The 16,760-nt window shown below is 41.2% G+C and carries 18 protein-coding genes and 1 pseudogene; 17 read left to right on the top strand and 2 right to left on the bottom strand.

The features are described from left to right. Nucleotides 1–4: 4 nt before the first annotated feature. From MK370_RS03265 to mgtE, 7 genes and pseudogenes are all read left to right on the top strand, one after another. A complete protein-coding gene (locus MK370_RS03265) occupies nt 5–595 on the top strand; it encodes a hypothetical protein (RefSeq protein WP_268684132.1) in 591 nt (196 codons plus the stop codon). 97 nt (nt 596–692) lie between these two features. Next, nucleotides 693–1,064 (top strand): PaaI family thioesterase, encoded by a 372-nt coding sequence (locus MK370_RS03260; protein WP_268684131.1) that lies wholly within the window; start codon nt 693–695, stop codon nt 1,062–1,064. Between the two features lie 294 nt (nt 1,065–1,358). Continuing rightward, a pseudogene (gene tnpA, locus MK370_RS03255) lies at nt 1,359–1,821 on the top strand (IS200/IS605 family transposase). Nucleotides 1,822–2,423: 602 nt separating this feature from the next. Then, complete coding sequence (locus MK370_RS03250; RefSeq protein ID WP_268684130.1) at nt 2,424–3,020, top strand: hypothetical protein; 597 nt, start codon at nt 2,424–2,426, stop codon at nt 3,018–3,020. A 1-nt stretch (nt 3,021) separates the two neighbouring features. Then, the gene (locus MK370_RS03245) at nt 3,022–3,282 is read left to right on the top strand and encodes a hypothetical protein (RefSeq protein ID WP_002930064.1); all 261 of its coding nucleotides are present in this window, start codon (nt 3,022–3,024) and stop codon (nt 3,280–3,282) included. Continuing rightward, nucleotides 3,282–3,773: a protein-export chaperone SecB gene (locus MK370_RS03240; RefSeq protein WP_002930066.1), complete on the top strand. Its 492-nt coding sequence runs from the start codon at nt 3,282–3,284 to the stop codon at nt 3,771–3,773. Before MK370_RS03245 ends, MK370_RS03240 begins: the two co-directional genes overlap by 1 nt. 538 nt (nt 3,774–4,311) lie before the next feature. Then, nucleotides 4,312–5,652: a magnesium transporter gene (mgtE, locus tag MK370_RS03235; RefSeq protein ID WP_268684129.1), complete on the top strand. Its 1,341-nt coding sequence runs from the start codon at nt 4,312–4,314 to the stop codon at nt 5,650–5,652. 47 nt (nt 5,653–5,699) lie between these two features. Here mgtE and MK370_RS03230 read toward each other — a convergent pair whose 3' ends face one another. Together MK370_RS03230 and MK370_RS03225 are read right to left on the bottom strand one after the other, a co-directional pair. Further along, nucleotides 5,700–5,891, bottom strand: a complete 192-nt coding sequence (locus MK370_RS03230; protein WP_268684128.1) for a hypothetical protein — start codon at nt 5,889–5,891, stop codon at nt 5,700–5,702. A gap of 67 nt (nt 5,892–5,958) precedes the next feature. Next, the gene (locus MK370_RS03225) at nt 5,959–6,969 is read right to left on the bottom strand and encodes a lactonase family protein (protein WP_268684127.1); all 1,011 of its coding nucleotides are present in this window, start codon (nt 6,967–6,969) and stop codon (nt 5,959–5,961) included. 242 nt (nt 6,970–7,211) lie between these two features. Between MK370_RS03225 and MK370_RS03220 the strand changes: the two genes are divergently transcribed. The 10 genes from MK370_RS03220 to MK370_RS03175 all read left to right on the top strand — a co-directional run bounded on the left by MK370_RS03220 (nt 7,212) and on the right by MK370_RS03175 (nt 16,709). Continuing rightward, nucleotides 7,212–7,484: a hypothetical protein gene (locus MK370_RS03220; RefSeq protein WP_002895853.1), complete on the top strand. Its 273-nt coding sequence runs from the start codon at nt 7,212–7,214 to the stop codon at nt 7,482–7,484. Between the two features lie 28 nt (nt 7,485–7,512). Further along, nucleotides 7,513–8,778 carry an efflux RND transporter periplasmic adaptor subunit gene (locus tag MK370_RS03215; protein WP_268684126.1) on the top strand — a complete coding sequence of 422 codons (1,266 nt, stop codon included), beginning with the start codon at nt 7,513–7,515 and terminating at the stop codon, nt 8,776–8,778. After that, nucleotides 8,765–9,439 carry an ABC transporter ATP-binding protein gene (locus MK370_RS03210; protein ID WP_002895848.1) on the top strand — a complete coding sequence of 225 codons (675 nt, stop codon included), beginning with the start codon at nt 8,765–8,767 and terminating at the stop codon, nt 9,437–9,439. Before MK370_RS03215 ends, MK370_RS03210 begins: the two co-directional genes overlap by 14 nt. 12 nt (nt 9,440–9,451) lie before the next feature. Further along, complete coding sequence (locus MK370_RS03205; RefSeq protein WP_002906830.1) at nt 9,452–10,669, top strand: ABC transporter permease; 1,218 nt, start codon at nt 9,452–9,454, stop codon at nt 10,667–10,669. 21 nt (nt 10,670–10,690) lie between these two features. Beyond that, nucleotides 10,691–11,347, top strand: a complete 657-nt coding sequence (locus MK370_RS03200; RefSeq protein ID WP_002897805.1) for a response regulator transcription factor — start codon at nt 10,691–10,693, stop codon at nt 11,345–11,347. Beyond that, on the top strand, nt 11,344–12,717 hold the full coding sequence (locus tag MK370_RS03195) for a sensor histidine kinase (protein WP_268684125.1): 1,374 nt from the start codon (nt 11,344–11,346) through the stop codon (nt 12,715–12,717). The genes MK370_RS03200 and MK370_RS03195 overlap by 4 nt, the downstream gene beginning before the upstream one ends. 170 nt (nt 12,718–12,887) lie before the next feature. After that, complete coding sequence (locus MK370_RS03190; RefSeq protein ID WP_268684124.1) at nt 12,888–14,066, top strand: AI-2E family transporter; 1,179 nt, start codon at nt 12,888–12,890, stop codon at nt 14,064–14,066. Beyond that, a complete protein-coding gene (locus MK370_RS03185; RefSeq protein WP_326845077.1) occupies nt 14,053–15,282 on the top strand; it encodes a tetratricopeptide repeat protein in 1,230 nt (409 codons plus the stop codon). Before MK370_RS03190 ends, MK370_RS03185 begins: the two co-directional genes overlap by 14 nt. Before the next feature lie 141 nt (nt 15,283–15,423). Then, a complete protein-coding gene (gene budA, locus MK370_RS03180) occupies nt 15,424–16,143 on the top strand; it encodes an acetolactate decarboxylase (protein WP_268684122.1) in 720 nt (239 codons plus the stop codon). Between the two features lie 74 nt (nt 16,144–16,217). Further along, nucleotides 16,218–16,709: a flavodoxin family protein gene (locus tag MK370_RS03175; RefSeq protein ID WP_268684121.1), complete on the top strand. Its 492-nt coding sequence runs from the start codon at nt 16,218–16,220 to the stop codon at nt 16,707–16,709. Nucleotides 16,710–16,760 lie beyond the last annotated feature (51 nt).

The following is a 16,760-nucleotide window of genomic DNA, read 5'->3' as shown; positions in this document are numbered from 1 at the left end:
GGAGATGTTTTATTTTTTTCTATATATTCTAAGTAGAGAATGGCCAGCTCTTATGCTCTTAGCTGTTGGATTGCTTATATCTTATTGGTTGAAGTCGTGGCGTCTGGTACTTTTGGCGGTCCTTGTATTCTTTTTGGTCACCAGTATATTGTGGCGACCTCAGTTGAGTCCGTGGGTTGCTTTTCTCTTTTTATTCCTCGCTTTCTATTTATTGATTAAAAGATACAAATGGGTTCTTTATCCTTCCCTTGCTTTAGGTTTGTTGCTATTGGCAGTTTCTCCTATAATTGGCTATCTTTTTACAGTTTATGTTCCAGTAAGCCATTATGCCTATCTAGAGGAGAAAGGACAGACGGTAGTGGTTCGAGAAGACTATTATGGAGCTTTTTTTGGTGATAGTAATATAGAGATTACAACTTATGTAGAAGGGCAGCTTACATCATCAAAGGTAAAACGGTATGATAATGTCCCTATGAATAAGTTTTATAAAGAGAAAGATGTTAACTTAGATGCTTTTCTTGATCAACCCCTAACAAGCAAACGATTAGAGGAGTTAAAAGGTTTTATTAAGGAGAGGGAGCGTCAAGAACCGTAGTTTACCAAGAAGTTGTTTTGATAGACCTATTGGGAATTTTCCTTGCCCGAATCGATAAAAAGTAGTATGATAAGACACAGATTGTGAGGAGAAATAAATGAAAGACTTTCACTTTGATGCGATTTCAGCATTTGAAAACTATGAGATTGAAAAGATGAAGGACGGTCAGGTTATTGTCACGACAGAAGTCGTTCAGTCTTCTTTGAACTATTATGGTAATGCTCACGGAGGTTATCTGTTTACTCTCTGTGATCAGATTTCTGGTTTAGTCTTGATTTCTCAAGATTTAGATGGGGTGACGCTTCAGTCTTCTATCAACTATATGCGAGCGGGACATCTGGGTGATAAATTAATCATTTCAGGAAACTGTGTTCACCCAGGGCGTAAAACACGAGTTGTAGATATTACTATTACGAATCAAGATAAAGAAAATGTCTGCAAGGCAACATTTACCATGTTTGTTACTTGACAGAGAAAAGAAGCTAGCCAAATTAATATTTAGTTTAAAAAGCCCGATTTCTAACTGGAAACGGGATTTAAGGTTTAAAAAGATACTAACCAGTATCTGAAATCTTGCACAAAAAAAGCATCGCTCAAAGAGGATGCTTTTTATGTTTGTGACTTTCAGTCTGTCTCGCTCCGTAAGGTGCGAGACAAATAAACCACCCGCTATGCGGGTGCGCATCGAAGGATATACCAAAAAAACTCCAAACGCGATACAATAAAGGTGTTCAAGCCAATTGTGAAGCGAAAGGAGAAAATTATGGCGCAAAAGGCACATAGTTTATCACATACAAAGTGGATGTGTTCTATCACATTGTGTTTACACCTAAGTATAGGTGAATCTTATCTATAATCAATATCGAAATAGTTTGGGTGAAATATTTCACCGATTATGTAGTTATAAAGGTGTTGAAATTATCGAGGGTCACTTGATGCCGGATCATGTACATATGTTAGTAAGTATTCCACCAAGGATAAGTGTTTCTAGTTTCATGGGGTATTTAAAAGGGAAAAGTGCACTCATGATGTTTGACAAACACGCCAACCTAAAGTACAAGTTTGGGAACAGACATTTCTGGGCGGAAGGTTATTACGTGAGTACAGTAGGACTTAATGAAGCCACCATTAAAAAATATATCCAAGAGCAGGAAAAGCATGATATAGCGTTGGATAAATTGAGTGTGAAAGAATATGAGGATCCCTTTAGGGATAGTGGTAAGTAATGCAAACACCTCTTTGAGAGGTTTGTGACGAGTCAAGAGCAATGAGGCTTGAACAAAGTGAAAGCCAGCGTCTTTAGGCGCTGGCTGGTGATGTGGGCTTATAGCCCTAGGACAAACCACCCGTTAGACGGGTGGTTATGATTGGAGCTTGTCAACGTATATTGTTTGTTAGTCAGTCGTCGGCCTATAACAAGCTTAATAAGTGGTTTGAAACTTACTCAGATTTGTATTTTAGCATTATTCCATCACTAAATATGGAAGTATATCATGAATTGCTAGGTATGTAACTGATTGTATGATATAATGAACTAAAGTACAATGAGTAGTATATAGTGCTTGTACCTTGATTGAGGAGATTCCGGTTCGAATCCAGGCTATTGTGCTAGCATCTAGGGAACTAGGTGCTTTTATGATTTTTCCAAATTAGTATGTAAGGTAATGTAGAGGAAAGAAAAACATCTAAAAATCCTCAAAAAGTAGGAAAAAACGTAGTGAATTTGATAAAAAGTACAAAAAAATGCTTTTTTGAACTACTTCTTTTTCATTTTATGGTACAATATAATCATTAGAGGAAATAAGAGTACTGAATTTTGGAGGGAATTTTGGAGGGATATCATGGAACAACCCCTACTGCTGCACAAAATATACTAAGTACTTGTTCAATAGATGTTATTCCTTTTGTTATAACCAATGATGCAGGGATAGTGCTTGGACAGAATCTCCCAAATGATTTGGGACAAGGGTTGTATTTATTTATTGACGAAGAAAGTAAGGGGTTTTCTGGAAAACAATCTGCAAAGAATTACTCTAAAACATATAAGCACGAAGAAAATAAAATAAAGATTTTAAAGTTTGTTTTTGATGATCAAAATTTAACTGTATTAAATTTAAATAATGCTTCAACTATAAAGATGCTAAATGAATTGAAGAATCAATTATATGATAGAATCTATACTCAGTTGTCTTCTGCAATTAAAAATAATCCTAGAAAAAAGAGAGCGAATTTAGATGGAATTTTTCTTGAATTTCTGATTAAGTTTAGATTCTGTGACAGTATAGATTGTGTAATTTGTGATACATATACACCTGTGTACAATGTTGGGGGTGTAAGAACAATATCTAATTTGCCAAATGGTAGGGAAATTTGTCTCAGAAATTTATCCTTAATCAATTGGGAAAAAGTCGAGGAGTGTGAGTGATATGGCCTATAATGAAATTATATTGGATGGATCAATTCTTGATATTGATTCATGGTTACCAAAAGATGCGTTGGATGAATTAGTCAAGCTTGTCATTAAAAAAGAAATTTATGATTTTAAATTGGCTCAGAATAATCCTGCAAGCTATTGCAAGGTAGCAATTGGTGATGAGTTTTACGAAATAAATAAAAAAATGAACTACTCTAATAATGTTTACAGTGATTCAATATTTCAAATTGGAAAAGGAGTTGAAGCTGCATAATGGCAATTATTTCATTTGAAGATTATGCAATTGATAATGTAAGCTTTCTAACAAACACTATGTTTGAGGGAGCTGATGATTCGGGCAAATTACATACTGAGGTAAGTTTTTCAGCTGAGATTGGAATTAGCTATGAGAATGCACGGTCATATGTAATAATTAAAACCCAAATAGGAAATTGTAAGTCTGAAATAGATTCAACTGAAGTTAAACATGTTCCCTTCCAATTGGAAGTTGATATCAGAGGTATTTATTCGTTAAATTTTAGCGATTTTAAAAGTGTAGATAATTTAAAAGATATATTGAGTACAAATGCAATCGCTATACTTTATCCTTATTTAAGATCTTTTGTGTCAACTTTAACTGCTCAGGTCAATAGTTTTCCAGCCTATGTTTTGCCAGTTGTAAATTTCGCTGAAACATTAAGAGAGAACAATCTAGTTGAATATTGGGGGTTTGATGAATTGCCTCTTAATATTTTTAATAATTAAAAGACACTCTTCAAGATGCCTTTTTTCTTGCCTGCTGAACTCATAAATTTAATACCTTTTTAACTACTCCTTTAGTACACTGTACTTGTTTGTACTTTACATTTTAGAATGGAAAAAGTAAAAAGTGGGTTAATAATTTAGTGTATTTTATTGAACGGCTTGATATTGGTATAACTTGAAAAAATAATCTAACAGCATATAAGAGGAGCTAGGACTTAGTCCTAGCTTTTTTGATGAGTAAAGATATAAAAATGGATATTTTTTGATTTAGGAACCACCCTAATTGATGAGAGGGAGATTTATCATCTTTTCCTAGAAAATTGACTAGAAGTAGTGTGTAGGGCTGGTCATGCTCTTTCCCTTGAAAAATGTGAGGACAAGATGACAGTTTTTCTTTCGGAAAATATAATCAAGAGATTCCTGCGTTTCCTTGTGACTACATGGTTGAAAAAGTGAGTGATTTACTGAAGATTTTATAGCTTTCTTGTATCAAAATCAGTCTTTTATGGTATACTAGCAAAGTGGAAGGAGGAGTACAATGGAAGAATTATTAAATCAGGTCTTACTATCACAGGATAGGGAAGTTTTCAATCAGATATTTGACGATTACTATCCCATTGATATTGCTCTTTCTTTGGAGGCCTTGGAGGATGAGGAAGGGAATCTCCTCAAAACCTTTACGGAAATGGCTAGTGATGATCAATTGGTAGAGATTTTAAAAGAAGCCGAGCCGGAGTTGCAACGACAGATTATCCAATCGATTTCTTTTAAACGTACCAGCACTCTTTTTCATCTTATGCCAGATGATGATGTGGTAGATATTTTGGGTTACTTGAGTGTGGACTTGCGTAAGCAATACTTAAGTATGATGAAAAATACCAGTCAAGAGAATTTGAAAGCTATGTTGGCTTACGATCCTCAGACAGCTGGTGGTCTGATGACGACAGAATTCATCACCTTAAATGAAAATCTGACCGTCTCAGCAACTCTCAATAAATTGAGGGAGATTTCGCCCAATACGGAAGTTATTGATACCTTATTTATTAGAAATGTGCATCATTCGCTAGTTGGCTGGATTGATATTCGTGATTTGTTTATTCATGATGCGGAGATGAAACTCAGTGAATTTATGAATACTCAGATAGTGAGTGTAACGCCAGAGGTTGACCAAGAGGAAGTGGCACAGCTTTCTGCCAAATATAATTTATCTGTCGTACCGGTCGTCAATCATCGGCAGGTATTGTTAGGAATCATCACTATTGACGATATCGTCGATGTTTTGCAAGAAGAGTATCAAGAAGATATCTTGCGGATGGGTGGTGTCCAAGAAAGTGAAGAAATTGGAGGACCTTTCAAAGAATCACTCAAGAAACGCTTACCTTGGTTGATGATTAACCTAGTGACAGCCTTTCTAGCTTCTGCGACAGTAGCACTTTTTGATGATACGATTTCAAAAGTTGTAGCATTGGCAGCGATTAGTCCTATTATCACAGGAATGGGCGGAAATTCTGCCTCTCAGACACTTGCTTTGGTTATCCAGGGGATTGCCTTGGGGAAACTAGATCTGAAAGAAGATCGGAATCTAGTATTCAAAGAAATCGTGCTAGCTTTGGTTAATGGTTTCTTTACTGGCTTGATTGCAGCGATTGTTATGTTTGTCTTCTATCAAAATTTCTATCTGTCTGTTATTGTGGTATTGGCTATGATGATTAATCTAGCATGTGGTTCTCTATTTGGTTACTTTGTACCACTGATTATCAAGACACTGCATCAGGATCCAGCTCTAGCCTCAACCATTTTCATTACCACAGCAACAGATGTATTGGGTTACCTAGCTTTTCTAGGCTTAGCACAAGTTTTCTTACCATTGATTGTATAAAAAATGATACACAAAAAACGCTTGATTTTTCAAGCGTTTTTGTTTTCTTAGTTGTCGAACAAACCTTTAATTTTATCAATAGCACCGCTGGCCATTTCATTTCCAGCTACTAATTTTTTAGCTTGATCAAGGTATTCACCAAGATTATCTTTGTTTTCTTCGATAAACTTTTTAGCGCCATCAAAGTCTTTCTTTTCAATCATTTCTTTTACTTTATTAAATAAATCTACTGGATTCATGGTAGTTGCTCCTTAATAATTTTTATACTATTTAATCAAATTTCTAATAGAAAGACAAGAATTCTGCTTATTTAAAGGTCACACAAACAGCTTCGGGAACGTAGAAATCATGGGAGATTTCTGTCAATTTTCCACTTTCCGCATCGCGTTTGAAGATGGTTGCATTGTCTGAGTCTTGATGGACCGCAATGATATAGTTTTGGTCTGGTGTGATGTTAAAGTCACGTGGATTTTTGCCATTGGTTGCTGCAATCTGAATCAGCTCCAAACTGCCGTCAGCTAAGATTTTGTAAACGGCAAGAGAGTCATGACCACGGTTGGAACCGTAGAGAAACTTGCCATCAGCAGACAGGCGGATAGCAGCTGTTCCATTGGCTCTTTCAAAGTCCTCTGGTAAGGTGGAGACAGTTTGCAGGTGTTCAAAATGGCCGACTCCATCGTAAATTAGGACTTCAATAGTAGAATTAAGCTCACAAATCAAATATGCGATTTTATAATGATGGTGGAAAACGATATGGCGGGCACCAGCTCCAGCGGCACACTTGTAGGTAACCAGAGGAGTAATTTTTCCGTCTTCAGCAACATCATAAGTGGTTACTTCATCGGTTCCCAAGTCGCAGGTGATCAGGTATTGATCTGGTGTAAGGTCAGCATAGTGGACATGGGCAGAGGCCTGATTAGCGTGTGGTCCTTGACCTTGATGGCTAGCTGAGTCAGCCAGTTCCAGTCTGCCATCAGCCAGTCGTTTGTAGACTAGAACTTGCCCTTTATGATAATTGGCACCGTAAACCAAGTCACGCTCTTCGTCAACTGCCACATAGCAGATCGGAGCCCCTTCTTCAACGACATGGTTGAGGAGCTGACCAGCCTTGTCAAAGGCTGCAATACCTCCCTGTCCGTTCTTTGCTCCAACAGAATAGAGATGTCCAGCCTTATCAAAGGCTAGGTAGGTTGGACTGGGCTCTTCAGCAACCAAGGTCAAGTTTTCTAAAGTTCCTTTGTTAGAATTAAAATCTGCCTTGTAAATTCCCTTGGAATCTCTGCGAGTATAGGTTCCAAAGTAAACTGTTTGTGTCATTCCATTACCTCGTGTATATTTAGATTACTTGCTACTATTATATCATAAAAGCAGATGATAGGCCTGAGAGCGGAGGATTTGCCTGATTTTCAAAAGAATAGTATTGGTTTTAAAAAAACAGATAAAAAACAGATAGCGGGTAGGAAGGGGATAGATGGCTTTGTTAGAATAGAATTGTTCAAAAAAACAATTACTGTCAGGAAGAAACAAACTTCCTGCTTGATAAACAAAGGAGAAATCAAATGAACGTTAAAAAAATTGCTATGCTCGTTGCTCTTATTGGAATGTCAGGATTCTTTTTAGCCGCATGCGGAAATAAAGAAGCTGATAACTCAGAAATTAAGGACGGGAAACAAGTGGACTTCCAGAAGGATGCTGTTGATAAGAAGACCAAGACAGTAGATGGCAAAGAAGTGACAGAATACACAATGCCTGATGGGAACGTTATCCAAATTCCAGCAGATGGTGAGGAAATTCCAGAAGATGGATCAGGATCTAGCTCAGAAGCTGAATAAAGATTAAATCATGTAGGTTGGAGGCAATATGTTTCGAAGAAAAAAAATGAATCGTAAGACCATTCTATTGGGCAGCACGGTCATTCTTGCTTGTGCTGGACTGGGAGGCTATCTGTATTTTAGACAGATCAATCAACAACAGGCCATGAAAATGGTAGATAAGACGATTGATTCGCTGACAGTCCAAGAAGCTGTCAACAACAGTAAAAAAACAAGCCTGGTTTTATCTGGGGAAGTAGTTGCCAACAATAGCAGTAAGGTCAAGATTGACCCTTCTAAAGGGGAAGTCAAGGAAGTATTTGTCAAAAATGGTGATACCGTTACGCAAGGACAGCCGCTCTTTTCCTATGCGACAGAGCAGCAATTGACAGCCCAGTCGGCTCAATATGATGCCCAGTCCAAGGCTAATGGCATCACAGCCGCTCAAAACAGCGCTGCGATTAAATGGGAAACTTATAACCGCAAGCTGGCCAGCCTCAATGCTCTCAAGGACAAATACAATTCCAGTCAGGATGAGTCATTGCTGGAGCAGATTAAGTCTGCTGAAGACGAGCTGGCTCAGGCGCTGAGCGATGCCAAGACGGCGGATAATGAAGTAACAACAGCTCAGATTGAGGCTGAAAAGGCTCAGGTGACAGCCCAGACAGAATCAGACCGAATGAAGTATGATACTGTGACTGCAGATACAGCAGGAACAATTACCTCTATGAATGAAGATTTGCCCAATCAGTCCAAGGCCAAAAAGGAAGAAGAAAACTTTATTGAGATTATGGACAAGTCTAAAACTCTGGTCAAAGGGACTGTCAGTGAATTTGACCGTGAGAAGCTGAGTGTTGGCCAGAAAGTGGAAGTGGTGGATCGCAAGGATCCTAAGAAACGCTGGAGTGGTACGGTAACTCAGGTCGGCAGTCTGACAGCAGAAAATACTTCCAATAATAATGGTGGGAATAAGCAACAGGAAAATCCCAACCAAGGTAAGTATCCTTATACAGTTGAGCTGGATCAGGGTGGTGAAATGCCACTGGTGGGCTCCCATTCCTATGTCAACATCGTGGAGAATGCTCCCGAGGCTGGAAAGGTAGTCGTCAATAAGGCTTATACTTTCAATAAAAATGGCAAGACCTATGTCTGGAAGGTAGAAGGCAAGACTCTGAAAATGCAGGAAGTCAAGACCAAAAAAGTTTCTGACCGTTTGGTGGAGATTACAGAAGGTTTGACTATGCAAGATACCATTTCGACCCCAAGAGCAGGTATGGAAGAAGGGATGGAGGTAGGACAGCATGTTAAAGCTTAAGGATATCCACAAATCTTATCAGCAGGGCAGTCAGGAATTTCCAATTTTAAAAGGAATTGATCTGCATGTGAAAGAGGGGGATTTTCTAGCTATCATGGGACCATCTGGATCTGGCAAATCCACTTTGATGAACATCATCGGCTGTCTGGATAAGGCAAGTTCAGGGACTTATCATATCGAAGGGACCGATGTGTCTGAGCTGTCTGACAATCAGCTGTCCGATTTGCGCAATCAGAAGATTGGCTTTGTTTTTCAAAATTTTAATCTTATGCCCAAGCTAACGGCCTGCCAAAATGTGGAACTGCCTCTGACTTACATGAAAATTCCTAAAAAAGAGAGACGGGAGCGGGCTCTAGAAATGTTGCGATTGGTCGGGCTGGAAGAAAGAAGTGATTTCAAGCCTATGGAGCTGTCTGGTGGTCAAAAGCAGCGGGTAGCCATTGCACGAGCCTTGGTAACCAATCCCAGCTTCATCCTTGGCGACGAACCAACGGGTGCACTGGATACCAAGACCAGTGTGCAGATTATGGATCTTTTCAAGCAGTTTAATGATGAGGGCAAGACCATTGTCATCATTACCCATGAGCCGGAAGTAGCTCAACTCTGCAAGCAGACGGTTATCCTGCGGGACGGTAATATAGAGAGCAAAGCGATAGGATAGAAAGGAAGCTGTATGGAAGATATTTTTGTAGCTCTGAATTCAATCTTGTCGCATAAAATGCGCTCTATGCTGACCATGTTGGGGATTATCATCGGGATAGGCGCTATCATCGCTATCTTTTCCATCATTGAGGGGAATACGGAAAATACCAAGCGTCAGCTCATTGGCGGCAACAATAACACAATTAAGGTCGTCTATGATAAGAAAAGCGCCATCGATCCGACCATTCCAGAGAAATCTCAAGCTCAGAAGCCTTCTTATATCCCATTTATGGGAGAGGATGTGTTGAGCAAGATTAAGGAAATCTCTGGGGTCAAGAATGCTCTGCTGACCTATGGTACAGATGAGAAGATTTACTACCTGAGCCAAAAGTCATCTGGGAAGATTCAGGCTGTTTCGCAGACAGCCGCTGACATCAAGCAGCAACGTCTGCTGGAAGGTGAAGGATTTGACTCAGAAGCCTTTAAAAATCAAGAGCAGGTGACCTATCTGGAAAAGTCGCTTTATGATAGTCTTTTTCCAAAGGGTGATGGTATTGGCAAATATGTTGAAGTCCTAGGAAATCCTTTTAAGGTTATTGGCGTATTTGAATCAACTGAGCAGAGTGGCTTAACAGCTGGTGCGGAAAAGGTGGCCTATATTCCCTTGCAGCAGTGGCATCGGATTTTTGATACCATTAATGTCAGTCCTGAAGTAACTGTCCAAACCCACAAGGCCGATGATTTAAAGAAGGTGGCCAAGAAGGTCAGTGATTATCTCAATCAGCAAATGCCGCCGTCAGACTATATGTTTGGTGTGCTCAATTTGCAGGAATTTGAACGACAGCTGGATAATCTCAACAAGTCTAACTTCGTCTTGCTAGCAGGTATTGCCAGCATCTCTCTCTTAGTCGGAGGTATCGGTGTTATGAATATCATGCTGGTTTCAGTGACAGAGCGGACTCGTGAAATCGGGATTAAAAAGGCTCTGGGAGCTAGACGGAAGATCATTCTCAAGCAGTTCCTGATTGAGGCAGTTATCCTGACTCTGATGGGAGGAATTATTGGCGTGGTGGCTGGTATCGCCTCTGGCTTTGCCATCACCCAGTCTCTAGCATATCCGTATATTCTATCCCTCTTTTCTGTCTTTGTAAGTTTGATCTTTTGTTGTATAATAGGAGTAGTATTTGGGCTCCTGCCAGCTGTAAAAGCATCTAAGCTGGATCCAATCGAGGCCCTGCGATTTGAATAGGTAAAGGAGAAAAATCTAAGTATGCACAAGATTCTAGTGGTGGAAGATGATACGACGATTAATCAAGTGATTTGCGAGTTTTTAAAGGAAAGTCAGTATGAGGTGAGGCCAGTCTTTGACGGAGGCGATGCTTTGCAGGCTTTTGAAGAAGAGCCCTTCGATCTGGTCATCTTAGACATGATGCTACCGACCAAGAGCGGTCTGGAAGTACTGAAGGAAATCCGCAAGACTTCTCAGATTCCGGTCATGATTTTGACAGCTCTGGATGACGAGTATACCCAGCTGGTCAGCTTTAATCACCTCATCAGTGATTATGTAACCAAGCCTTTTTCACCGCTAATCTTGGTCAAACGGATTGAGAATATTCTGCGCAGAAATACTGTTGCTTCAGAGATTGCTGTTGGCGACCTGACGGTTTCTATTGATGACTGCACGGTTTACTGGCAAGGTGAGAAAATGCCTCTGACCAAGAAAGAATATGAAATCTTGCAGACTCTGGCTAAGAGGAAGGGCCACTTGGTGACCCGTGATCAGCTGATGAATACCATTTGGGGTTACAGTGAGCTGGATAGCCGGGTACTGGATAATCATATCAAGAATATCCGCAAAAAGATTCCGGGTGTGCCGCTGAAAACCATTACAGGTATGGGCTACCAGCTTGGAGGAGAAGACAAGTGAAAATTGTCAAAAAGAACTTTCTCTTGACCTCGTCCATCATTTTCGTTGTGGTGACTATCGTTCTGGCCAGTCTTTACTTTGCCATGCCGGTGTACTATCAGCAGGTTAAGAGCGGAGAAGCTCAGCGGGAATTTGACCAAGTTTCCAAGCAAGTCAAGGGAAAGTCTAGTCAGCAAATCGGCGAGCTGTTGAGTGATTATAGTAAAAAGAGCAATCTAATTTGGTTTACCTTGCTGGCCAAAGACAATACTATTCTCTATCCTTCACTCGAAGCTGGCGATGAAAGTTCTCTGCAGCTGACCATCGTGCCAACGATTGCCAACAGCGACTATGAGAGCAAGAGTTTATCAGAAAGCTTTCGAACTTCAGATGGTAAAGAAGTTGTCCTGAGAGGGGAATATTCCTTACAGCCGGTTTCTGATGCTAGTCGGATTTTGCTCAATCTCTATCCATTTGTCTTGCTTGTATCTCTGAGTCTGGGTGGTCTGGCTGCCTATCTCTATAGCCGGACTTCTAGTCAGCGGATCAAAGCCATCTCTAAGAGCACCCGTCAAATGACGAGTCTGGCTCCAGATGTGACCTGTCAGGTCAAGGGGCGTGATGAGATTGCTGAACTGGCCCAAGATATCAATCATCTCTATGCTAATCTACTGACCAGTATTGAGGCTCTGCGCCTAGAAAATGAAAAGGTAGCAGAAAGCGAGCGGGAAAAGGCTGAGTTTTTGCGAATGACATCGCATGAGCTCAAGACACCCATTACCAGCATGATGGGAATGGTCGATGGCATGATTTATGGTGTTGGAGAGTTCAAGGATCGCGACAAGTACTTGCAGAAGTGCCGAGAAATCCTAGAGGAGCAGTCGGAGTTAGTCCAGTCTATCTTAGCCATTTCTAAACTGGAGATGAAGACTGAAACTGAACAGGAAGTCTTTTCACTCAAGCAGGTCTTAGAGGAAAATCTGAGTACCTATCGAGTTTTAGCAGATGTCAGACACTACCATTTTCAGGTTGAGCTGACAGAAGCGAAGGTCAAGGGTAACCGAACTTATCTGCTCAAAGCTATCAAGAATCTTCTGGACAATGCCTTTCATTATACAGTGGAAGGCGGGGAGATTCTTCTCAGGCTGGAAGAGCGTAAGCTAGTCATCGAAAATGAAGCAGAACGAGTCTTAAACAAAGACCAAATCCTGCAGATTTTTCAGCCTTTCTACCGGCCAGACTACAGTCGCAATCGCAAGGATGGCGGGACAGGTCTGGGACTCTTTATCGTTCAGCAGATTTTGGACAAGCATGGTCTGCGATATCAGTTTGAAGCCCTTGATGGGCGGAAGATGCGCTTTAGCATTTCTCTGCCAGCTGTCGAAAAATAGCCTTGCATTCTAGCTGGCCCTGCAGGAGCCGAAGAGAGAAGTCAGAAGCTGTATTTTGTGAAAAATACAAGTCTTCTGTCTCCTCTCTTTTTTTGTTTTTCCCTATAGCTGAGCTGAGAATTTTTCTCCGAAAAATGTTACAATGAAATGACGAGTTAAAGGAGGAGAATATGGAGCACAAAGAAAAAGATTTTAGCCTATCTTGGTTTTTTAAATGGTTTTTGGATAACAAGGCCATTACAGTATTTCTAGTAACCCTTTTGATGGGACTGAATATTTTTATACTTAGTAAAATCAGTTTTATTTTTAGTCCAGTCATTGAATTTTTGGGAGTAATCATGCTGCCGGTTATTTTAGCTGGTCTGCTTTATTATCTGTTAAATCCCATCGTCGACTGGATGGAAAAGCACAAGATTAATCGACTGGTTGCTATTACCATCGTCTTTGTTCTCATTGCTTTTTTGATTATCTGGGGCTTGGCTGTTGCTATTCCTAGCTTGCAGCATCAGGTCATGGCCTTTGTCAGAAATGTTCCGGCTTATCTGAAGCAGGCTGACAAGTTCATCGACGATGTTGTGACCAAGCATATTTCGGCAGATTTCAAGCCGCAGATTGAAGAATACACTAGCAATCTATCTAGCCAGATTACTGATTGGGCCAGCAATTTTTCATCTAGGGCAGTCAATTGGGCGGGGAACTTAATCAGTACAACTTCGCAGATTGTCGTGGCTATTATCATCATGCCGTTTATCCTTTTTTACCTGCTGAGAGACGGGAAAAATCTGAAAGGCTATGTGACTCAGTTTCTGCCGACTAAATTCCGAGAATCTTTTGGTCAAGTGATGACGGATATCAACAGCCAGCTGGCCAACTATGTGCGAGGTCAGGTGACGGTTGCTATCATTGTAGCTCTGATGTTTATTGTTTTCTTCAAGATTATTGGCCTGCGCTATGGTGTCACTCTTGGAGTCATTGCGGGCGTTCTCAATCTGGTGCCTTATCTGGGCAGCTTTTTGGCTATGCTTCCGGCTCTGGCAATCGGTTTGATTGCTGGCGGTCCAGTGATGCTGGCTAAAGTCATTGTCGTTTTCATCATTGAGCAGACTATCGAGGGGCGTTTTGTTTCTCCTCTGGTCTTGGGCAGTCAGCTCAGCATTCATCCAATTACGATTTTATTCGTATTATTAACTTCCGGTACTATGTTTGGCATTTGGGGCGTTTTCCTGGGAATTCCTGCCTACGCTTCGGCCAAGGTTGCCATTGCGGCCATCTTTAAGTGGTATCAGAAAGTAAGTGGCCTCTATGAAGCCGATTTTGAACAAGAAGGAGAAATCAGTGAGCAAGAGTGAGCAAATGTTGGCAGCTATACAGGAGCAGGACCTAGCTCTGGCTGACCGCTATTTCGAGCAAGCCCTGACTACAGACAGCGAAGAAGAATTATTGGATTTGGCCGATTACTTAGAGAGTATCGGCTTTTTCCCTCAGGCCAAGCGTATTTTTGAAAAGTTGGCTCCTGACTATCCAGCTTCTTATGTCAGTCTGGCAGCTATTGCCAGTGACGATGGGGACTTGGAGCAGGCTTTTGCCTATCTGGAGGAGATTCAGCCAGGCAGTGACTGGTATGTTGCTGCTCTCTTGGCTAAGGCTGACCTCTATCAACTAGAAGGACTTCCTGATGTGGCTCGTGAAAAATTAGCTCAGGCAGCAGAGCTGACTGATGAGGCTTTGGTAACCTTTAGTCTGGCTGAGATAGATTTGGAGCTGGGGGATTTTTCTCAGGCGATTAAGGAATACGCCCAGCTAGATAATCGCTCAATCTTTGAGCAGACAGGCGTCTCAACCTATCAGCGGATTGGAGTCTGCTATGCCAGTCTTGGAAAATTTGCAGCGGCTATTGAGTTTTTGGAGAAAGCTGTTGAGCTGGAGTATGACGATGCTGCGGTTTATGAGCTGGCAACTATATTAGCGGATCAGGAAGAATACCAGAAGGCCAATCTTTATTTCAAGCAACTGGATACTCTGTCGCCGGATTTTGAAGGCTACGAATATGGCTATGCCCTATCTCTTCATGCGGAGCATCGAACAGCTGAAGCCCTGACTCTTGCCCAGCAGGGCTTGGCTAAGAATCCATTTGAGACTCGGCTCTTGCTTTTAGCCTCACAGCTTTCTTATGAACTTCATGATGAGGAAGCGGCTGAACATTATCTCTTGCAGGCTCAGGAAGATGCGGATGATTTGGAAGAGATTGCCTTGCGACTGACGACTCTTTATTTGGAGCAGGAGCGCTATGAGGATATTTTAAAATTTGCAGAGCAAGAAGTCGATAACGCCTTGACCCGCTGGAATCTGGCGCGCGCTTATCAGGTCTTGGAAAATCTGGGAAAAGCAGAGGAACTCTACAATCAACTAGCTCGTGAATTGCAAGATAATCCAGAGTTTCTAGAGCAGTATGTCTATCTTTTGCGTGAACTAGGTCGATTTGAAGAAGCTAAAAAGGCTGCTGCTTCTTACCTGAGATTGGTACCTGATGATGCTAGTATGCAGGAGCTTTATGAAAGCTTATAAGAGCACTCGCTCAGCCCTTTCCCGCGATTTATGGTATAATGATTGGCGGTAGAAATTTAGTAAGCACATGTAATAAGGAAGAATAAAGCTTAGCTTGATGGGCAATAATATTTTTAGGAAGAGAAAGATTAAGGAAAAAGAATGGCAGAACCAATCAAATTATTTCAATATAATACTTTGGGAGCCTTGATGGCTGGTCTTTACGACGGCAGTATGACTGTTGGAGAGCTGCTGCAGTATGGAGATTTGGGCTTGGGGACACTAGACTCTATTGATGGTGAGCTCATTATTCTCGATGGTAAGGCTTATCAGGCAAAGGGCTCTGGAGAAGTGCCAGAAGTGGTTGAGGTGTCACCGGATATGACAGTACCTTATGCGGCAGTGGTTCCTCACCAGGCGGAGGTCATTTTCCGTCAGCGCTTTGAGATGAATGACAAGGAGCTGGAAAAGCGGATTGAGTCTTATTATGATGGGGAAAATCTTTTCCGCTCTATCAAGATTCATGGTGATTTCGCCCGCATGCATGTTCGGATGATTCCCAAGTCTACGACGGAGCGGAAGTTTGCAGAAGTAGCGGTTAATCAGCCTGAGTATCGTAAGGAAAATGTCGAAGGCACCATCGTTGGTATCTGGACGCCAGAGATTTTCCACGGAGTCAGTTTGGCAGGCTATCATCTGCATTTTGTATCGGATGATCTGACTTTTGGCGGACATGTTATGGATTTTGTTATCAAAGAAGGTGTCGTCGAGTTGGGAGCTGTAGACCAGCTGGATCAGCGTTTTCCAGTTCAGGATCGCAAGTATCTCTTTGCTAAGTTTAATATGGATGAGATGAAAGAAGATATGGAAAAGTCGGAATAAATAGCAGGGGCTAGCATTGTTTGCTGCCTCTTTTTTTGATATAATTGGAAAAAGAATAGAGGAGAAGTGAAGCTATGATTTATTTGGTAAACGCCAGCCCAAATAGGAATGGCAATAGTTTTAAGCTGGGGCACTTTTTTCTGCGAGATAGAGATTATGAGGCTCTTCAATTAGTAGACTACCATATTGAGCAATATGGCCAGTCGGCAGAAAACGATCAGTTCTTTCAAGTCTATGAGCAGCTGAGCCAATCCGATGTTTTGGTGTTTACCAGTCCTATTTATTGGTGGTCTTTTTCAGGCTTGCTAAAAACTCTGTTGGACCGAGTGGCTGATGTGCATGAGCCGCAGGAAGCACTTAAGGGCAAAAAGGTATTCTTGCTCTTGCAAGGTTCTCAGCCTAGCAAAGAAATTGAAATGCTGGACTACGTCATGAACCGCTTTTGCCGGAACTGCGGACTCAAATATGAGGGGCTGGCAGTGACCAATCATAAGCTAAAAGAAATCGAAGGTTGGGAATTAGCAGCCCTGCAGGAAAAATTAGATAAGGTTTTATCAGAAGGTTAAAAGTGAGAAGATTCGTTTGCGGATCTTCTTTTTTACTAAAAAATGGAGCCT

It is taken from the genome of Streptococcus sanguinis (assembly GCF_026781265.1).
In the GTDB taxonomy this organism is placed as follows: domain Bacteria; phylum Bacillota; class Bacilli; order Lactobacillales; family Streptococcaceae; genus Streptococcus; species Streptococcus sanguinis_T.
Note: the sequence above shows the minus strand (reverse complement) of the source record. Positions and strands in the feature narration are given on the sequence as shown.